19 protein-coding genes are annotated in these 17,563 nt (G+C 45.9%); 8 read left to right on the top strand and 11 right to left on the bottom strand.

The window, feature by feature from the left end; genetic code table 11:
* Nucleotides 1-221, bottom strand: a 221-nt coding sequence (locus tag AACT21_RS13365) for a WavE lipopolysaccharide synthesis family protein (protein ID WP_217898733.1), incomplete at its 3' end; no start/stop codon positions are given.
* A 16-nt stretch (nt 222-237) separates the two neighbouring features.
* The gene (locus AACT21_RS13360; RefSeq protein WP_176430153.1) at nt 238-930 is read right to left on the bottom strand and encodes a 3-deoxy-D-manno-octulosonic acid kinase; all 693 of its coding nucleotides are present in this window, start codon (nt 928-930) and stop codon (nt 238-240) included.
* Nucleotides 931-1,045: 115 nt separating this feature from the next.
* Here AACT21_RS13360 and AACT21_RS13355 point away from each other — a divergent pair, with 115 nt between their 5' ends.
* Both AACT21_RS13355 and AACT21_RS13350 read left to right on the top strand, forming a co-directional pair.
* Complete coding sequence (locus AACT21_RS13355) at nt 1,046-2,116, top strand: glycosyltransferase family 9 protein (RefSeq protein WP_094163173.1); 1,071 nt, start codon at nt 1,046-1,048, stop codon at nt 2,114-2,116.
* On the top strand, nt 2,113-2,898 hold the full coding sequence (locus tag AACT21_RS13350) for a glycosyltransferase family 2 protein (RefSeq protein WP_094163172.1): 786 nt from the start codon (nt 2,113-2,115) through the stop codon (nt 2,896-2,898). The genes AACT21_RS13355 and AACT21_RS13350 overlap by 4 nt, the downstream gene beginning before the upstream one ends.
* On the opposite strand, the gene AACT21_RS13345 is transcribed toward AACT21_RS13350, so the two are convergent.
* On the bottom strand, nt 2,867-3,901 hold the full coding sequence (locus AACT21_RS13345) for a glycosyltransferase family 9 protein (RefSeq protein WP_094163171.1): 1,035 nt from the start codon (nt 3,899-3,901) through the stop codon (nt 2,867-2,869). The two genes, AACT21_RS13350 and AACT21_RS13345, sit on opposite strands and share 32 nt — an antisense overlap.
* 123 nt (nt 3,902-4,024) lie before the next feature.
* Here AACT21_RS13345 and coaD point away from each other — a divergent pair, with 123 nt between their 5' ends.
* The gene (gene coaD / locus AACT21_RS13340) at nt 4,025-4,516 is read left to right on the top strand and encodes a pantetheine-phosphate adenylyltransferase (protein WP_026028196.1); all 492 of its coding nucleotides are present in this window, start codon (nt 4,025-4,027) and stop codon (nt 4,514-4,516) included.
* Nucleotides 4,517-4,531: 15 nt separating this feature from the next.
* On the opposite strand, the gene mutM is transcribed toward coaD, so the two are convergent.
* The 5 genes from mutM to radC form a co-directional block, all read right to left on the bottom strand.
* Nucleotides 4,532-5,341, bottom strand: coding sequence for a bifunctional DNA-formamidopyrimidine glycosylase/DNA-(apurinic or apyrimidinic site) lyase (gene mutM / locus AACT21_RS13335; RefSeq protein ID WP_094163170.1), 810 nt, complete (start codon nt 5,339-5,341; stop codon nt 4,532-4,534).
* Between the two features lie 63 nt (nt 5,342-5,404).
* On the bottom strand, nt 5,405-5,872 hold the full coding sequence (locus tag AACT21_RS13330) for a hypothetical protein (protein WP_013855728.1): 468 nt from the start codon (nt 5,870-5,872) through the stop codon (nt 5,405-5,407).
* Nucleotides 5,873-6,007: 135 nt separating this feature from the next.
* Entirely contained in the window at nt 6,008-6,175 is a 168-nt protein-coding gene (rpmG, locus tag AACT21_RS13325) for a 50S ribosomal protein L33 (protein WP_010318992.1), read from the bottom strand.
* Nucleotides 6,176-6,188: 13 nt separating this feature from the next.
* Nucleotides 6,189-6,425, bottom strand: a complete 237-nt coding sequence (rpmB, locus tag AACT21_RS13320) for a 50S ribosomal protein L28 (RefSeq protein WP_004397476.1) — start codon at nt 6,423-6,425, stop codon at nt 6,189-6,191.
* A 277-nt stretch (nt 6,426-6,702) separates the two neighbouring features.
* The gene (gene radC, locus AACT21_RS13315) at nt 6,703-7,377 is read right to left on the bottom strand and encodes a RadC family protein (protein WP_010318993.1); all 675 of its coding nucleotides are present in this window, start codon (nt 7,375-7,377) and stop codon (nt 6,703-6,705) included.
* A 221-nt stretch (nt 7,378-7,598) separates the two neighbouring features.
* Between radC and coaBC the strand changes: the two genes are divergently transcribed.
* The 4 genes from coaBC (at nt 7,599) to lpxM (ending at nt 11,616) form a co-directional block, all read left to right on the top strand.
* A complete protein-coding gene (gene coaBC, locus AACT21_RS13310) occupies nt 7,599-8,813 on the top strand; it encodes a bifunctional phosphopantothenoylcysteine decarboxylase/phosphopantothenate--cysteine ligase CoaBC (protein ID WP_064626049.1) in 1,215 nt (404 codons plus the stop codon).
* Nucleotides 8,814-9,021: 208 nt separating this feature from the next.
* Entirely contained in the window at nt 9,022-9,612 is a 591-nt protein-coding gene (slmA, locus tag AACT21_RS13305) for a nucleoid occlusion factor SlmA (RefSeq protein WP_013855724.1), read from the top strand.
* Between the two features lie 56 nt (nt 9,613-9,668).
* Nucleotides 9,669-10,616: an LpxL/LpxP family Kdo(2)-lipid IV(A) lauroyl/palmitoleoyl acyltransferase gene (gene lpxL / locus AACT21_RS13300; protein WP_094163169.1), complete on the top strand. Its 948-nt coding sequence runs from the start codon at nt 9,669-9,671 to the stop codon at nt 10,614-10,616.
* 22 nt (nt 10,617-10,638) lie between these two features.
* Nucleotides 10,639-11,616 carry a lauroyl-Kdo(2)-lipid IV(A) myristoyltransferase gene (gene lpxM / locus AACT21_RS13295; protein ID WP_029388344.1) on the top strand — a complete coding sequence of 326 codons (978 nt, stop codon included), beginning with the start codon at nt 10,639-10,641 and terminating at the stop codon, nt 11,614-11,616.
* A gap of 101 nt (nt 11,617-11,717) precedes the next feature.
* Here lpxM and pyrE read toward each other — a convergent pair whose 3' ends face one another.
* Together pyrE and rph are read right to left on the bottom strand one after the other, a co-directional pair.
* A complete protein-coding gene (gene pyrE, locus AACT21_RS13290; protein ID WP_013855722.1) occupies nt 11,718-12,359 on the bottom strand; it encodes an orotate phosphoribosyltransferase in 642 nt (213 codons plus the stop codon).
* A 430-nt stretch (nt 12,360-12,789) separates the two neighbouring features.
* Nucleotides 12,790-13,506, bottom strand: coding sequence for a ribonuclease PH (gene rph, locus AACT21_RS13285; protein WP_094163168.1), 717 nt, complete (start codon nt 13,504-13,506; stop codon nt 12,790-12,792).
* Nucleotides 13,507-13,684: 178 nt separating this feature from the next.
* Between rph and AACT21_RS13280 the strand changes: the two genes are divergently transcribed.
* Nucleotides 13,685-14,551, top strand: a complete 867-nt coding sequence (locus tag AACT21_RS13280; protein WP_013855720.1) for a YicC/YloC family endoribonuclease — start codon at nt 13,685-13,687, stop codon at nt 14,549-14,551.
* Between the two features lie 105 nt (nt 14,552-14,656).
* Here the strand turns inward: AACT21_RS13280 and AACT21_RS13275 are convergent, their stop codons facing one another.
* Complete coding sequence (locus tag AACT21_RS13275; RefSeq protein WP_094163167.1) at nt 14,657-17,545, bottom strand: Ig-like domain-containing protein; 2,889 nt, start codon at nt 17,543-17,545, stop codon at nt 14,657-14,659.
* Nucleotides 17,546-17,563 lie beyond the last annotated feature (18 nt).

Here is a 17,563-nt window from a genome sequence, read left to right as displayed (position 1 = left end):
GGTATAGGATCGTTTTGTTTGCTATACACAAATACCGTAGAACCTGGATCTTTGTTATAAATAATGAGATCAGCTTCAATATCTTGTGTATTTTCTCCTTCCCAAGTGGATATGATAATTTGGCAGCCGGGGAAAATTGATCGTAAACGTTGAACAGATATTGAGGTAATAGACGGAGCAATAGGTCCTTGAATAACGAATGTAATCTGCTCGAATAGCATATTTTTACTCTTCATTTTAGCACTTAGAAATAATGTGAAAAGCTTCAGGAATCCAATGAATCCCTCGCTTACGGAATTCTTTCTCAAACGATCGCTTCAATCTATCTAAATTTCCTTTCTTCCAGCTCTCGCCTTGTTGCTGGCAACACTTATCAAAATCAATAATCCATACCTTCTCTTGGTCATCAATCAAGATGTTATGGATATTGAGATCGGTGTGATTGACTTGCGCATCATGCATTTTGCGAATTTCTAGGCCGATTTTCTCATACATTTCAGTCGGTAATGGACGTTCTTGTAAAATAGACACCAGATCGCGGGCGTTCGGGATTTTTTCGCTGAGTAAATCTGCCTGATAACAAAAAGTGCGCTTTACTGCTCGCGCTGCAATCGGGCGTGGAACATTTACCCCAGACTCTCTCAGAGTATTGAGCAATTCGAATTCTTGGAAGCTGCGCGTTTTCTTCCAACCGGAAAAAAAGTAGTGATCACTTACTAACTTACCAAACAATCCACCACGCTTATAGTGGCGTAGTGCTGCTTCTACTTTTTCAGCTTTTACAAACCATGTCGTACCGCGCCCAGTAGCACTACCTGTGACGCTACCAGCTTGCTGCCAATACTCAGGGTTAAAACAGCGGAGCGGATCTTCAACTAGCAAATGCTCGTCATACCAAATTGTTTGATTCTCTTTTTTCAGCGTTTTCATCGTTTCACTTTTTAATGACGAGATTGAATGTGCTTCATCGTGCTTGTTTGGCATTTTACATTTATCAGCGCGGTCTGCATAATTCTTACTAACTTTCTCTATACCGATGTCACTTATGGCTCTCTTTTCTTCTGCTCCACGCTCAATTTGTGTGTTGCGTCTGTCGGCGATTGGCGATGTGTGCAATGCAGTGGCCGCCGTGCAAGCAATTCAACACCAATGGCCTGAAACTCATATCACGTGGATCACTGGAAAAGTGGAAGCGCAGTTACTCACTGATTTGCTTAATGTAAACGTGGTTATATTCGACAAAAAGCAGGGATGGAAAGCATATCAAAAACTGTGGGCAGAACTTAAAGGGCAATCCTTCGATGCGCTTTTGCATATGCAGTACGCCTTTCGTGCCAGTATTGCCACACTGGGTATTAAAGCTAAATATAAACTCGGTTTTGATGCCGCCCGCAGCCAAGATTTCCAGCACCTATTTACCAATGTAAAAGTGATATCGCCTCAAGCGCCTCATGTATTAGATGGCTTACTCGCGTTTGCAAAGTGCCTTGGAATAAAAGAACAAGAACCTAAGTGGTCACTCACTTATTCGGATTCCGATCATCAATGGGCCAAGCAGCAAATTGCACATTCAAAGCGTAATTTAGTCGTGGTTCCTGCCGCGAGTAAGGCTTATAAAAATTGGACCGCTGAAGGTTATGTAGAAGTGATAACGCATGCTCAACAACTTGGTTGGCATATCATTTTAGCCGGTAGCCCTGCGCAAATTGAAGTTGATCTAGCAGCCGAAATAGCGAGTAAACTTACTCAGCCGGTACTTAATGCCGTTGGTAAAAGCCAGCTTAAAGAGATGTTGGCACTGCTCGACTTAGCCGATTTAGTGATAGCGCCAGATACAGGCCCTGCGCACATGGCCAATGCAATGAATACTCCCGTTATCGGTTTATACGCTCACCATAATCCGCAGCGCACAGGGCCTTATCAGTATCGTGATTATGTGGTGTCGGCTTATGAAGAAGCACTGTTTGCCGAAACAGGAAAAACGAAAGAGCAAGTCAGTTGGCGTACTCGCGTCAAAGATGAACAAGCGATGCAGCGTATTCAAGCAAGCCATGTTATCCAAATGTTTGATAAGATAACGGCTGATTTTCAGCTAAACCCAATATCCGAGGAATGAATGTGAGCAAACCTACTTTAGCCGTTGCGCTGATCGTTAAAAATGAAGCGCAACATCTGCAAGCTTGCTTGGAAACCGTTCACCAATGGGTAGATGAAATCGTCGTCTTAGATTCAGGTAGCAGTGATAATACCGAAGAGATTGCACGCCGTTATACTGACAAGTTTTTTGTCAATTCGCAGTGGCTTGGGTTTGGCCCACAGCGCCGCTTAGCGCAGTCGTATGTCGAGTCTGATTATGTGTTGTGGCTAGATGCCGATGAACGCGTGACCAAAGAGTTAAAAGATAGCATTCAGCAAGCGGTCGCCGCTAATAAACCCAATACACTGTATCAATTTGCCCGTTTAAGTTGGGTTTTTGGCCGCTATATTCGCCACTGTGGTTGGTATCCTGATCGCGTATTGCGCCTCTACCCGACTCAATTAACGCAATATAACGAGGCTTTGGTGCATGAAAAAGTCGAAGTCGCAGATGGCATGAAAGTCGAGAATCTTGCAGGTGATGCGATTCACTACACCTATAACGATATTCATCATTATTTGGTTAAATCCGCAGGTTATGCCAAGGCATGGGCAGAGCAACGAGAAAAACGTGGTAAGAAAAGCAGCATTAGCCAAGGTATTTTGCATGCGTTTGGCTGCTTTTTGAAAATGTACGTTTTAAAAGCAGGCTTTTTAGATGGTAAGCAAGGCTTCTTGCTTTCTTTATTATCGGCGCACTCAACCTTTGTTAAATACGCCGATTTATGGGTTAGAACCAGTACTGAGCCGCCCAAGGGTTAAGTTCAGCTAATACCGCATTAATATCAATGCGGCTCATATCTGCCTGAGTTTCTTTGTCTTTTGCTTGTGGTGGACAAAAAGCGATATGGCGACCTTGTGAATTCAATGGTCGCCAACGCAGTGGCGTGGCTGAACGTTTGGCGGGGAAAAAGCCAACTGTGGGCACATCAATCGCGGCGGCAATATGCAAAGGCCCGGTTGAACCTGCGATAAAAATATCAGCGCAAGCAATCGAGCGTGAGAAATCAACAAGCCCTTCGTTTTTATCATACAATGCCGCTCGCCCGCCCTTTTCTTCAATCAAAGCTTTTAACTGCGCCGCTTTCACCTCTTCTCCCGGCCCGGCGGTAAGGATGATTTCTTGCTTACCATCAATCCCCATCACTAACTGCGTGTATTGCTCTAGCGACAAATTATTCGCCGAACCGCCGCTTCCGGCATGAACAAACACCCACGGTTTACTTATATCGAGATGAAGTTGCGCAGCCAGTTTGCTTTTTTGTTCAGCAAGCATCGCTTGGTCAAATTGCAGATAAGGTGCGCTCGGCTCGACAAGCTCTTTGCCAATATCATGCAAAAAAGCGCGTACCAAATCTAAGTTATACTCATATTCTGGTTTGGCTGATTGAGAGCGTTTTTGCTTAATTCGTTTGTTGTAAAAAATTTGAGCGAATTTAGTCGCTGGCGCTAAACGATAAGGAATACGAGATTTCCAAACTAATAGTGCATTGTAAGTGGTCGAGAAGAAGTTGATCGAGGCATCAAAGTGTTGCTGTTTAATCGATTGAATACATTGCTTTTTCTGCGCAGAGGACGCGTTTTCCGTTGGGTCGACCATCACCGTATCAATCCACGGGCAAAGCTCGGCCAGCGCGACAGTATAGCTGGGGACTAACGCGGTAATATGGCAATCTGGCAACGAGGCTTTTAACATCGCAAAACTTGGCCAAGCCAGCATGAAATCACCAATTTTATCGTTACGGATCACCAACAACTTGTTCATCGTCTCTTCTCTCACTCGCTAAGCGTCACAGTTTAATGCGGGCTACATCATACCGAGTTCAATAGGTAATTTTGAGTCTTTTTGTTAATATCAGTGCCAGTTAACCAATATGAGCCTTCCAATGTGAGCCAAAAAAGAATTTCGCGTGTGATTTATCCCGGCACTTTTGACCCCATCACCAATGGTCATTTGGATCTGATCGAACGCGCCGCCAATATGTTTGATGAAGTGATCATCGCCGTCGCCGCCAGCCCAAGCAAAAACACCATGTTTACTCTGCAAGAACGGGTCGCCTTTGCCAGCGCCGTCACTCAACATTTAGAGAATGTCACTGCCAAAGGATTTGCTGGGTTAATGGTCGATTTTGCGCGTGATGAAAAAGCCAATGTGCTGATCCGCGGTTTGCGTACTACGGTTGACTTCGAGTATGAATTTGGTTTGACCAACATGTACCGCCGTTTGATGCCGGGGCTGGAAAGTGTGTTTCTTACGCCATCAGAGGAGCATGCGTTTATCTCCTCCACCATTGTACGAGAAGTGGCGATTCATGGTGGAGAAGTTGATCAATTTGTTCCTGACATTGTCGCTAACGCCTTGCATGGCAAGAAAATATAGCCTTTAGGACATACCTTATTTTTGGCAAGTAGAGCAGAAAAAGGTGTTACGCTGACCAATTTTCAGCGCTTCAATCGCTTGCCCACACGCTGGGCAAGGCTGCTGCGCTTTACCATACACATTAAGCTCTTGAGCAAAATAGCCCGGTTTGCCATCCGCTTGTGCAAAATCTTTTAAGGTTGTGCCACCTTGTTGAATCGCCGTTGCTAAGACTGATTTAATTTCTCGCACGAGGCAATTCCATTCAGTCAGTGTCAGCGAATGAGCGGGCCGAGTGGGGAGAATTCGCGCATTAAACAGTGATTCACTCGCGTAGATATTGCCTACGCCAACCACTACTTTATTTTCCATAATAAATTGCTTAACAGCGATACGTTTATTGTTCGCTTTTTGCACAATATAATCTGCATCAAAATCATCGGTTAATGGCTCAGGACCGATATTACTCAACACCGAGTGGCTTGCTCCTTGTTCGCACCATAGCCAAGCGCCAAATCGACGTGGATCGTGGTAGCGCAGTACCTTGCCATTGGTTAATCGCAGATCAACGTGATCATGCTTACCTGCCGGAAAATCACACTCCAATACTCGCAATGAACCTGACATTCCCAAGTGAACAATCGCACTGCCAATATCGGTCTCTATCAGTAAATATTTGGCCCGGCGGGATATATTGCGGATCACTTGCCCTTCTAACTGTTTCAGCTCTTGAGGGATGGCCCAACGTAATTTTGGCGTGCGAAATGTCAGTTGCTGGATCGTTTGCCCAACTAGATGCGGGCTAATCCCCATTTTACTTACTTCAACTTCGGGTAACTCAGGCATGATAAATCTCGATTCTTCGTTCGTCGTTATTGGTTTGTTCAACGCTCAAAGAGAAATAATGACTCAGTTCGGAAAAAGAAAAGCTTCTTCTACCGAAAGTGCCACCCATTTCTCTTGCCAATTTTTCAATAACCAAAACTGGGGGGTTTGGTAGTAAGTGATCCTTTGCGGCTCTTCGCGATCCTGATACCACACCTCCACGGTTTGTGGGTTGCGTAGTAGAGACGCAAGCGACTCGTAAGTGGCATCATCTACTTCTGTACCAACTAAACTCTGCCAGCGTTGTGCCAATATTTCAGGAGCAACTGAAATTGCTTTGCTTGATCGCCAACGATTTTGATTCAGTTCAAGTGACCAGTCAGTAAAATGCAGTGCTTGCAGCTGTGCATTTGGATTAATCACATAAGGATAAGGGCTAGCAGGCGGTTCAATAAGATAAGTTTTGATGACTGTGGGTAAATTCAAAATGGCAATAAAAGCAATAACAGCCAAGATAAGAATATTATTCCAACGGCGGCGATTGATACGCATAAGTGATCCCTAAGAGTTTATCTTTGAGTAACTTAGCACATTATAGTGAGAGCTGACATTGCAGGGTACAAATTCCAGACAATAAAAAACCCAGCCAAAGCTGGGTCTTTCAATGCTTACAAAGCGTAAAATCAATTACTTGATTTTGCCTTCTTTGTAAAGAACGTGCTGGCGAACTACTGGATCAAATTTCTTGATCTCAAATTTGCCTGGCATGTTGCGTTTGTTCTTGTCAGTTGTGTAGAAGTGACCAGTACCTGCAGAAGATATTAGTCGAATTTTCTCACGAATGCCTTTAGCCATTGCTCAATTCCTCTTAAACGTTTTCGCCACGTGCACGGATATCAACAAGAACAGCATCAATGCCTTTCTTATCGATGATACGCATGCCTTTAGCAGTTAGACGTAGTTTAACAAAACGTTTTTCGCTCTCTACCCAGAAACGATGAGTTTGTAGGTTCGGCAGAAAACGACGCTTAGTAGCATTTCGTGCGTGTGAACGGTTGTTACCCGTTATTGGACGCTTACCAGTTACTTGGCATACTCGGGACATGAATGTCTTCTCCAAATCGTTTCAGCTCGATATCAACCTTGGTGGCCGAACCTCGTTCTCGATGTATTAAGAAGTTTGAGGTTAAAAACCGTTATGGAAAATCCATACAAGGCTATCAAAGGTCGCGTATTATACTAACTTGACATGCATTGCTCAAGACCCGAACAGATCCTTTTTACGGATTTGGCGATCTTTTTTTAAGCAGAGCTGATTTAGGTTGATAATTTAGTGCGCGAATCATACCAGAATAATCTTAAGTCACAACCTAAAATGTGATTCAAATCCACCCTCTTTCTGCAAAAGAAATTACCTCGCCATCGCCCACCACAAAATGGTCCAAAATACGGATGTCCACTAACGCTAGTGCATCGGTTAATCGACGTGTGATTCTGCGATCGGCTTGGCTAGGCTCAGCAACGCCTGACGGATGATTATGGGCCAATATTAATGCCGCCGCATTATGGTGGAGTGCTCTTTTAACTACCTCTCGAGGGTAAACGCTGGCCGCGTCAATCGTCCCCTCAAACAATACTTCATCGCTGATCACTCGGTGTTGATTATCCAAAAACAGAATATAGAAGGCTTCTCGATGGCGATCGCGTAGCACACTCGATAAATAAAGCTTGGTTTGCTCTGGGCTAGTCAAAGCGCCACCTCGTTTGAGCGTTTCGGCCAAATAGCGCTGCGTCATTTCAAGCACCGCCTGCAATTGAACGTATTTGGCTTCGCCCAACCCTTTATGGCGGCAAAACTCTTGCTGGTTGGCCGAAAAAAGCGCTCGAAGTGATCCAAACTCGCGCAGCAGCAGATCCGAGAGAGCGAGCACATTCATTCCTTGAGTGCCAGTACGAAGGAAAATCGCCAGCAGTTCAGCATCCGATAATGCCTGAGGACCGCGAGCAAGCAATTTTTCCCGTGGCATTGATTCTGTGGGCAGTGATTTGAGGCTCATTAAGCACTCCTAGGGCTAAAGGTACTCAGACAACATAGAGAAATAGCCAAGCCTGCAACTTTGCTTCTCTTTATTTAGGCTTGATTCATGGTTTTTTGTAATTGATAAGTGATGAAAGACGCAGAAACACTCGTCCAATATGAAAGGATTGAGCGGATCATAAGGTCACTCGATGCGAGAGTTGTGCTAACATAATGCGCAGAATTTTTGAGGAAAAGATAATGCAAACACTGGCAGGAAAAAAGATTCTGCTCGGCATTAGCGGCGGTATTGCTGCGTATAAATGTGCTGAGCTAACGCGTCGCTTGATTGAACGAGGCGCTCAAGTACAAGTGGTGATGACCCACGCTGCAAAAGAGTTTATAACGCCACTGACCATGCAAGCCGTCTCTGGCAGGCCAGTTTCAGATAGCTTATTAGACCCAGCCGCCGAAGCGTCTATGGGCCATATTGAACTTGCCAAATGGGCAGACTTAGTCCTACTGGCTCCCGCGACAGCGGATCTCATCGCGCGCGTCGCCGCAGGGATGGGTAATGATTTACTCACCACTTTGATTTTAGCCACCAATGCGCCAGTGGCCGTCTCGCCGGCAATGAATCAGCAGATGTATCGCAATATTGCTACGCAAGAGAATATTGCCACGCTTAAACGCCGAGGCATGATGATTTGGGGCCCAGCAGCTGGTGAACAGGCGTGTGGCGATGTTGGCCCGGGCCGCATGCTTGAGCCAATGCAATTGGTTGAGCGCTGCGAGTTTTTTTTCCAAACAGAGGTAGCAAACAACACACTGCTCGCCGGTAAGTCACTGTTGATTAGTGCAGGTCCAACCCGTGAAGCACTCGATCCAGTCCGCTATATCAGTAACCACAGTTCAGGCAAAATGGGGTATGCGATTGCGCAGGCCGCCGCTCAATTGGGCGCGAAAGTGACTCTGATCAGTGGCCCGGTCAATTTGCTCACACCGCCACAAGTACAACGTATTGATGTGGAAAGTGCCTGCGATATGCATCAGCAAGTGATGGCGCAAGCGCAATCACATGATGTGTTCATCAGTTGCGCCGCCGTAGCCGACTATCGCCCTGAGATCGTCGCCGATCAAAAGATCAAAAAAACCGATGCGAGCGATCACATGCTCATCACCATGGTCAAAAATCCCGACATCGTCGCCAGCGTAGCTGCACTGAAAGAAAACCGCCCGTTCACGGTAGGCTTTGCGGCTGAAACGCAGCAAGTTGAAAAATATGCCCGCGCTAAACTGCTCAACAAAAAACTGGATATGATCTGCGCCAATGATGTTTCTGTTGCGGGCCAAGGCTTTAATAGTAACGACAATGCGCTGACCGTTTATTGGCAAGGCGGAGAGCAAGCATTACCTTTGAGTTCAAAATCTGCATTAGCTCACGCGCTGATGCAACTGATCGCGAGTCAACTGTAGGCTACAAACAGACGTTCTAAGCTTCTTTTAGGGTTCATAGCGTTTATTGGGTGGTAAAATCACCACCCAGTTCAATCATTTTCATTTTTACGCTACGCAGTCCGAAAACTGTCCGTTAAACTACTGCGCTTAATGGACAATACCCAAACCATCTGAAGGGTATAAATATTTGCTCACAAGCATGTGGTAACTAAAAGGAAATCGGGTCATGGCCGTCAATAAGAAAATCAATCGTCGTGAAGAGATTCTACAAGCACTCGCTGAAATGCTGGAATCTAACGATGGTGCATCACGCATCACCACAGCAAAGCTAGCCAAACAAGTGGGCGTTTCTGAAGCGGCTTTGTACCGTCATTTTCCGAGTAAAGCACGGATGTTTGAAGGCTTGATTGAGTTTATTGAAGAGTCTTTAATGTCGCGGATTAATCGCATTTTGGATGAAGAGAAAGATACACTCAACCGCATCCGCTTAGTGCTACAGCTTATCTTGGCTTTTTCGGAACGTAACCCGGGCTTGACACGAATTTTATCCGGCCATGCTCTAATGTTTGAAAATGAGCGACTGCGTGAACGGATCAACCAACTGTTCGAACGCATAGAAACGTCACTACGTCAGATCCTTCGCGAACGTAAACTGCGTGAAGGTAAATCCTTCCCCGTCGACGAAAGCATTTTAGCCGCTCAACTGCTTGGCCAAGTGGAAGGAAGCCTAAATCGCTTTGTGCGATCTGACTTTAAATACCAACCGACGGCAAATTTTGAAGAGTATTGGGCATTATTAAGCGCTCAGATTCAGTAAAAACAAACCACCACCGTCGTGACAAAGAATCATCATCAGTGAAAGAATCAAGAGTAATGAGCAAAGAAAAATACGGTAAACCTGAGTTTTCCCTCTCGCTACTGCACCCTAAATATTGGGGCGTGTGGCTTAGCTTTGGGCTACTCGCTTTAATGGTCAACCTGCTTCCTTATTCTGCGTTACTAAAAATAGGACGCAGCATGGGCGCGTTTGGAATGCGCTTTGCTAACAAGCGAGTACACATTGCCACGCGTAATCTACAGCTATCTTTTCCAGAGAAAAGTGCAGGTGAGATTGAGCATATTGTTAACGAAAACTTTAAAAACACCGGCATGGCACTGATAGAAACCGGAATTACTTGGTTTTGGCCGACTTGGCGTTTTGCTCGCCTGCTTGATGTGAAAGATGTCAGTGCCCTTTTGCAACTCAAACAAGAAAAACGTGGCGCACTGCTGTGTTGCGTACATGCGTTAAATTTAGAAATTACAGCACGTGCTTTTGGTGTAATAGGCCTTGAAGGCTATGGTGTTTACCGCCCACACAGCAACCCTGCGTATGAATTTATCCAATACCGTGGTCGCACACGCAATGGCAATAAACTAATCTACCGCACCGACATTAAACAGATGATCCGCGTACTCAAACAGGGCGAACGCCTATTTTATCTACCCGATCAAGATTACGGCCATAACAAATCGGTGTTTGTTCCCTTCTTTGCGGTCAAAGAAGCGTGTACCACCACAGGCACCAGTATTCTGGCTTATACTAGCCAATGCGCGATTGTCCCTGGTTCAGGGTTTCGAAACGCCAACGGAAAATATGAAATCATCGCCGATAAAACCATTGATGGCGACTATCCAAAAGATGACATGACCGCCGCCGCCGCTTACATGAATAAATACGTTGAAGAAGTGATTCTACGCGCACCAGAACAGTGGATGTGGCTGCATAAGCGTTTTAAATCTTTGCCAGATGAAACGTTAACTAACTCTCGCTATTTATAACTAGAAAAAGGTTTTGCTTTCAATGAGCAACAACGAAAACAGCACAGACAAACACTTGCACAACCCCACATTCCAATGGTCTTTTTTACACCCAAAACATTGGGGAACTTGGATTGGGATCTTCTTTGCCGCTCTGTTCGCCTTTATGCCACCCGCATGGCGAGATAGGCTAGCGCGCAAATTATCCACCTTTGCGGTACGCAAAAACGGCCGTGTTGTACGCCGCACGCGAGTGAATCTGGAAAAATGCTTTCCTGAAAAATCCCCGCAAGAACGCCAGGCTATTTTGGAAGAAACCTTTGTCAAAGCAGCACAATACATGCTCGGTTATTCGGAGTTTTTGGTTCGTTCCACGAAACACAATCAGCAACGCGGCATCATGATTGGTGAAGAGAACTTATTGCCATTGTTAGATGCTGGCGAGAACGTGATCATCCTCGCCCCTCACGCTTGGGCGGTCGATTACCCTGCGGTAATGCTTGCGGCAAAAGGCTATAAAGTAACCACCATCATGAAGCCACAGCGCAATCCTATCGGTGATTGGTTAATGCACGTCCAACGCATGCAATATGGCGGGCGTATTTTTGCACGTGATGCTGGAGTAAAACCGTTTGTACGTTCAATTAAAGATGGATACTTAGGCTACTGGCTGCCCGATGAAGACTTTGGCCCAGCCAACTCGGTCTTTGTTCCATTCTTTGGCACTGAAAAAGCCACGTTAAAAGGTTTTGGTAAAATGGCGCGCCTATCAAAGGCGAAAGTCGTGCCAATTTTGCCTGCTTATAACGATAAAACCTGTAAGTACGAAGTGCATATTTTGCCTGCATTAGAAAACTTTCCAACGGGCGATGAAGAGCAAGATGCACGCGCTATGAATAAGGCGATTGAAGATTTAGTCACACCACGCCCAGAACAGTACATGTGGAATTTATCACTGTTGAAAACGCAGCGTGATGGCTCGGAAATTTACGATAACTCGCACCATGGCGATCAAAGTTAATCGCTAGAATAACTAAACTCATAACAAACAAGCCCCGAGCGACAAACTCGGGGCTTTTACTTTTCAATAAGTGGCTCTACGATTCGCAAATAAGTTGATGCTTAAATTCCGTACTGAGCACGATACGCTTTTACCGCCTCAAGGTGCTTAGCATCTGCCCCTTTCTCTTCAAGGTAAGTAACCAGATCGGTCAGGCTAACAATTGAGATGATCGCGCAACCAAAATCACGCTCGACTTCTTGAATTGCAGAAAGCTCTCCTTTGCCTTTTTCTTGGCGGTCAATTGCTACCAAAACACCAGCAAGATCCGCACCGTTAGCTTGAATGATTTCCATCGACTCACGAATGGCAGTACCAGCTGTAATGACATCATCCACCAGCATAATGCGCCCTTCTAATGCGCTACCGACCAAGTTACCGCCCTCACCGTGGTCTTTCGCTTCTTTACGGTTAAAGCAATACGGCGTATCAACATCATGATGATCAGCCAACGCTACTGCAGTTGTAGTCGCAATGGGGATCCCTTTGTACGCAGGTCCAAATAGCACATCAAATTCAATCCCAGAATCGACCAAAGCAGCGGCATAAAAACGCCCTAAGCGCGCTAAATCACGGCCAGTATTAAACAAGCCAGCGTTAAAGAAATAAGGGCTTTTTCGGCCAGACTTCAAAGTAAACTCGCCAAACTTCAAGACTTCTTTTTCTAGTGCAAATTCAATAAATTCACGCTGGTATGCTTTCATGATTTTCTCTCTCTTAACTCATACACTTTGGTTTATTTCGCTTTCTCAACAAGAACAACCCCCTCCTAGCCTCCCCCTAAAAGGGGGAGGTACTAAAGTGGTGCTCACCTCCCCCGAAAAAGGAGAGGTACTAAGATGGTGCTCGCCTCCCCGAAAAAAGAGAGGTACTAAGATGGTGCTCGCCTCCCCGAAAAAAGAGAGGTACTAAGATAATGCTCGCCTCCCCTAAAAGGAGAGGTACTAAGATAATGCTTGCCTCCCCTAAAAGGGGAGGTACTAAGATGATGAATTCCCTCCCCTCAAGGGCAATATTAGGAACACTTCCTTTATTCCCTCCCCTTATAGGGGAGGGTTAGTGTGGGGTCATCACGTACAACAATACAATGAATAAAACGGGCAAAAAAATAGCCCCCAACTGGGAGCTACTTGATCAATCTAATAACGATGCTTTCTGCGCTTCAACAATATCAGCGATGCCTTTCTTGGCAACGGCCAGTAAATCCATCAGCTCTTCATGGCTAAACGGTTCACCCTCTGCGGTGCCTTGAATTTCAATCATCTTACCGTTTTCAGTCATCACCACATTCATATCGGTATCAGCGGCAGAATCTTCCACGTATTCCAAATCACATAAAATGTTTTCACCCAAGATGCCAACTGAGACAGCAGCAACATGACCTTTCATTGGATTCTTCTTCAATTTGCCGCTAGCAACCAGATGAGCAAACGCATCCGCTAGTGCCACACTTGCGCCCGTAATTGATGCAGTGCGAGTACCGCCGTCCGCTTGAATAACGTCACAGTCAACCGTGATCATCACCTCTGGCATTACCTCTAAATCCACCACAGCACGTAAGCTGCGAGCGATGAGACGTTGGATCTCCATGGTGCGGCCACCTTGCTTACCGTTGGTCGCTTCACGACGAGTCCGTGAATGGGTTGCACGTGGCAGCATGCCGTATTCGGCAGTAACCCAACCTTTACCCTGACCTTTCAACCAGCGAGGAACACCCTCTTCGACAGTGGCATTACACAATACTTTGGTATTACCAAATTCCACCAATACTGACCCTTCAGCATAAGCAGTGTAGTTGCGAGTGATTTTAATTGGGCGAATTTGATCGGCCGCGCGGTCATTTGGACGCATAGTGCATCTACCTTTTATCGGGTGAGACGGAATCGATTGGGGCGAGATTATAGCGGATTAGCCGCCTTGACGCTAGGTTGGTCACCCTTTGCATTGGCGTGAACCTAGTACACGCGTGAAGCTAGTGCTAACATATCTCTCGTTTGATATTTCATCTTCGTGAGCAAAGGACAAATCAATGATTTACAGCATGACCGCGTACGCGCGTAAAGAAGTTAAAGGTGATTGGGGTACTGCGGTATGGGAAATTCGCTCGGTAAACCAACGTTATCTTGAAACCTATTTCCGCCTGCCGGAACAATTTCGTGGTCTTGAGCCTGTACTGCGTGAACGCTTTCGCCAACGTTTAGCGCGCGGCAAAGTAGAATGTCACTTACGTTATGAAGCAAACCCTGCGGCTAAAAGTGAGCTGAATATCAATGAAGCACTCGCCAATCAAGTGATTAAAGCCGCCAACCAAGTAATGCACATGACGGGCGAGTTAAGCCGCATTAATCCATTTCAAATCATGCAGTGGCCCGGCGTAATGGAAACGCCAGAACAAGACATGGACAGCATTAATAAAGCCTTATTAGCAGGCTTTGATGACGCAATCATTGAATTCATTGACGCACGTGGCCGTGAAGGTGACAACATGAAGGCGTTAATCGAACAACGCCTGACGGCGATCAGTGAAGAAGTGGTAAAAGTGCGCGCACGCATGCCAGAAATCCTGCAATGGCAACGTGAACGTCTATTGACTAAGTTTGAAGAAGCAAAGATTGAGCTTGATGCGACACGCGTCGAGCAAGAGCTGATTTTACTTGCACAAAAATCAGACGTTGCCGAAGAGTTAGACCGCCTCGATTCGCATGTCAAAGAAGCACGTAATGTGCTCAAAAAAGGCGGCTCATGCGGCCGTAAGCTCGATTTCATGATGCAAGAATTTAACCGCGAATCGAACACGTTAGCCTCGAAATCAATCAGCACCGACATCACGGCCTCTGGCGTTGAACTTAAGGTTCTGATTGAGCAAATGAGAGAGCAAATTCAAAACATCGAATAGTTTTTCAGCTTCGGCGATTCAGATTAAGTTGATGACGATGGATAAAAACACGGAAGGCACCATAGCCTTCCGTTATCTAGTTAACTCACAAAGTAACCATGCAAGCTACTTACTGACACTGATCATTTCGTTGAAGTACTCGACTTGCTGTTCCATGCTCAGACTTTGATTATTTGAACCCAACGCCCAGATAAAGAAACCACCGTAACCATTCTCTTTTTGCCACTTGGCACGGTTGAGGTTGTTTTCACGGCTCTCCACAAAATTGCCGTTTGGCCCCCACTGGCTATTGATCGTATTGCCCAAAACAATTTTCGACTTATCTCCAATGTATTGAGCGTAATTGGCCATCGCGACATCATAGAGAAAGTTTTGGCCGGCGTCATAGGTCATGACGTTGAAGAAGTCGAAATCGTTCTTGGTTGCTTGTAACAGATCGATCACTTCACCATGGTGAGACGAGCGACCTGATGGCTCAACGTAAGAACAATTTTCAAACACACTTGAATCCATGCATGCCACAGGATCAGCACCGACATGGTATGTGGTCAGCGACAACACTTTATTGTCTCCCACTTTTTGGCGTATCAGTTTAATCAATGCGGTTAGGTCTTGGTTCTCTTTATCGGTAATGCGCGCTGCTTTCTCGAAGTCGAAGTCAAGACCATCAATTTGCACATAACCCGCTAATTGGTACTTGCTGTAATCACATTGGCCATCACCACCCGTCGCAAGGCAGTCACCCACTACCTCTTCTGGTTTTAGGTTCTTCTTATAGACAGGGAAGGGTTTGTTGACCAATTCAACGAGGCCATTGGCCACCGCCTCCCGATTTGCATCGCTACCAATCGCAGACCAAATACTTTCATAAGTTTGGCCACCAAACGCGACCATCATGGTGACATTGCTATTATCGTGTTTTAAGGTTGACCACGCTAAGTACTGAGATGGCATCCAATCTGGGTTGTAACTTGGTGGGGTTACCATGTCATCAGAAATCGTAATGTTGCCGCTAGCATCCCATTTACCGAACGATAATAAATAACCGTCACCTTCAGAATTAAACAGTTTTTCATAATCGTTTAATCCCCAAGAAGTGAGATAACTAATGGCACGGTCTGGGTTATCGGCAAGGCCACCACCACCGGTACTCTCTTTCACTGTAATATTGGATGGGGCTGACATTTGCTCTTGATTAGCACTGTTGAGCGCCTTTGCGTAAATAGCGTAGTTGCCTGCTTGCGCTCCAATCCACTCATATTCATAAGGTGCTTCGGTGTCTTGATTCAGCACCTTACCGTTGGCAATAAACGTCACGGACGTCACCTCGCCTTCATAGCTCTTAGCATCCGCTTTGATTGAGATCGCTCGGCCTTCAAAGAAGCTTGAACCGTCTACAGGGGAAGAGAGTGACACCAGCAGATCTTTATCAGTAATGGCAATCGAAATCGGTGCAGTTTGAGCACTTGCACCTTGATCGTCATACGCGGCAACCGTGAGTGTGTATTGTCCTTCAACTTGAGCAGGCACAGTGATGGTATAGAGATCGCCCGAAGAAGAGGTGGATGTTGCAACGACTTCGCCATTCAATTGAACATCGACACGCGCCACTTGGGTATCGTCGCTCGCCTCAACGACCACCTCAAATGGCTGATTAGGTGCTATTTTTTGTCCATTTTCTGGCGATTGAACATGCACTTCAGGAACAGGGTTAGGATCGCACTCACCAACGTCATTCCATGCATCTTTCCATGCATCTGGATAATTTGGATGCCCAGTACCTGGTGTCCATACTGGGTTACCACACCAACCTGCGATTTTACATGAGTAGATATGACCAATATTGGTTACCTCATCTCCCACTTGATAGCTCACGCCATCTTGGTACTGAGCAACGTCACCGCAACTACCACTCACATCAGTAACCGTAATCGTCAGATTTTTTTGTGTTACATGCCGTTCATCATCTTGCGCTTCAACACGTAATGCAGCGCTTCCGGCCGTTTGAGGGGTCCAGTCACAAGAGAACACTTGCTCTGTTTTGGCATCGATACTGCAAACTTCGGTGTCATTAGCAAAAAATTTAACGGTAGCCAGATCATTATCAGCATCGGTCACTTCAGCAGAGATCGTCAAACTTGTGCCTTGTGGGTGGGACGATCCCGCTTCTGGGGAAATGAACTCAACGACCGGAGGATTAGGCGCCGTCGATTCTGACTCGACAGAAACAGGCACGCTTTGCTCAGAGAGCTTATCGCCTTCCTCATTGAACGCGATAACTGAAATGGAAGCGGCTCCTATTTCTTTCGGTTGCCACACTTGCTGATACTCGGTGACACCTTGCTTCAATGGTTGTTGAGCAATTTTGTCTTGGTTAGCCCAAAACTCAAGCTTACCGGCACTCTCACCATCAACACGAACCATAATGCTAACGTCTGTGCCCGTGTATACCACTGAATTTGGCGCTGGAGAGAGAATATCTAGCGAAAAATCGGGCGGTGGTGTGATGCCCCCTTCCATTTTCACAATAACAGAATCTTCAAAAGCACTCAGGTTTTCCAATGAACCAGCAAAAGCGATCGTCAAGGAGAGTGATTCTGAGGAATTCAGAACGCTGTCAACCCAAGCACCTTCAGGGAATTTAAGCGCCACTGAATGGAGAATACCGCCCGCTTGAGCGGTATGAGATAGACTCCACGTAGGATGGGATAGCGCCGATGATTGCCAACCTATATCGTTAATCGCAACGGGTAATACAAATTCGATTACCGCATCGCGCATATCCGCTGACTCTGCTCCTGTATTTTTAATCGCTAAGGTGTAAGTGCTCCACCACTGCCCCTCTGACTCAGCTACCGCATCCGCGCTAAACTCAACAGCAATAGCCTGAGATATTGGGTTTAGCAATAGACCCGAAAAAAGCATGGTTAGGCCTAAGACCCGGTAATAGTTTTTGTCGGCCATTGAGACTGGCGTGTTTTTTTGATTAAACATTATTTTATACCCTCATAT

The sequence above is a fragment of the Vibrio sp. V08_P9A1T1 genome (assembly GCF_963874405.1).
Taxonomy (GTDB): domain Bacteria; phylum Pseudomonadota; class Gammaproteobacteria; order Enterobacterales; family Vibrionaceae; genus Vibrio; species Vibrio anguillarum.
The sequence above is the reverse complement of the archived record's forward strand: the minus strand, read 5'-3'. Positions and strand labels throughout refer to the sequence as shown.

Bases quoted from the DNA above. Each gene is read 5' to 3' on its own strand.
- AACT21_RS13360 (WP_176430153.1), bottom strand. From the start codon at position 930: ATGAAAACGCTGAAAAAAGAGAATCAAACAATTTGGTATGACGAGCAT.
- AACT21_RS13355 (WP_094163173.1), top strand. From the start codon at position 1,046: ATGGCTCTCTTTTCTTCTGCTCCACGCTCAATTTGTGTGTTGCGTCTG.
- AACT21_RS13350 (WP_094163172.1), top strand. From the start codon at position 2,113: ATGAATGTGAGCAAACCTACTTTAGCCGTTGCGCTGATCGTTAAAAAT.
- AACT21_RS13345 (WP_094163171.1), bottom strand. From the start codon at position 3,901: ATGAACAAGTTGTTGGTGATCCGTAACGATAAAATTGGTGATTTCATG.
- mutM (WP_094163170.1), bottom strand. From the start codon at position 5,341: ATGCCTGAGTTACCCGAAGTTGAAGTAAGTAAAATGGGGATTAGCCCG.
- AACT21_RS13330 (WP_013855728.1), bottom strand. From the start codon at position 5,872: ATGCGTATCAATCGCCGCCGTTGGAATAATATTCTTATCTTGGCTGTT.
- rpmG (WP_010318992.1), bottom strand. From the start codon at position 6,175: ATGGCTAAAGGCATTCGTGAGAAAATTCGACTAATATCTTCTGCAGGT.
- rpmB (WP_004397476.1), bottom strand. From the start codon at position 6,425: ATGTCCCGAGTATGCCAAGTAACTGGTAAGCGTCCAATAACGGGTAAC.
- radC (WP_010318993.1), bottom strand. From the start codon at position 7,377: ATGAGCCTCAAATCACTGCCCACAGAATCAATGCCACGGGAAAAATTG.
- coaBC (WP_064626049.1), top strand. From the start codon at position 7,599: ATGCAAACACTGGCAGGAAAAAAGATTCTGCTCGGCATTAGCGGCGGT.
- slmA (WP_013855724.1), top strand. From the start codon at position 9,022: ATGGCCGTCAATAAGAAAATCAATCGTCGTGAAGAGATTCTACAAGCA.
- lpxL (WP_094163169.1), top strand. From the start codon at position 9,669: ATGAGCAAAGAAAAATACGGTAAACCTGAGTTTTCCCTCTCGCTACTG.
- lpxM (WP_029388344.1), top strand. From the start codon at position 10,639: ATGAGCAACAACGAAAACAGCACAGACAAACACTTGCACAACCCCACA.
- pyrE (WP_013855722.1), bottom strand. From the start codon at position 12,359: ATGAAAGCATACCAGCGTGAATTTATTGAATTTGCACTAGAAAAAGAA.
- rph (WP_094163168.1), bottom strand. From the start codon at position 13,506: ATGCGTCCAAATGACCGCGCGGCCGATCAAATTCGCCCAATTAAAATC.
- AACT21_RS13280 (WP_013855720.1), top strand. From the start codon at position 13,685: ATGATTTACAGCATGACCGCGTACGCGCGTAAAGAAGTTAAAGGTGAT.
- AACT21_RS13275 (WP_094163167.1), bottom strand. From the start codon at position 17,545: ATGTTTAATCAAAAAAACACGCCAGTCTCAATGGCCGACAAAAACTAT.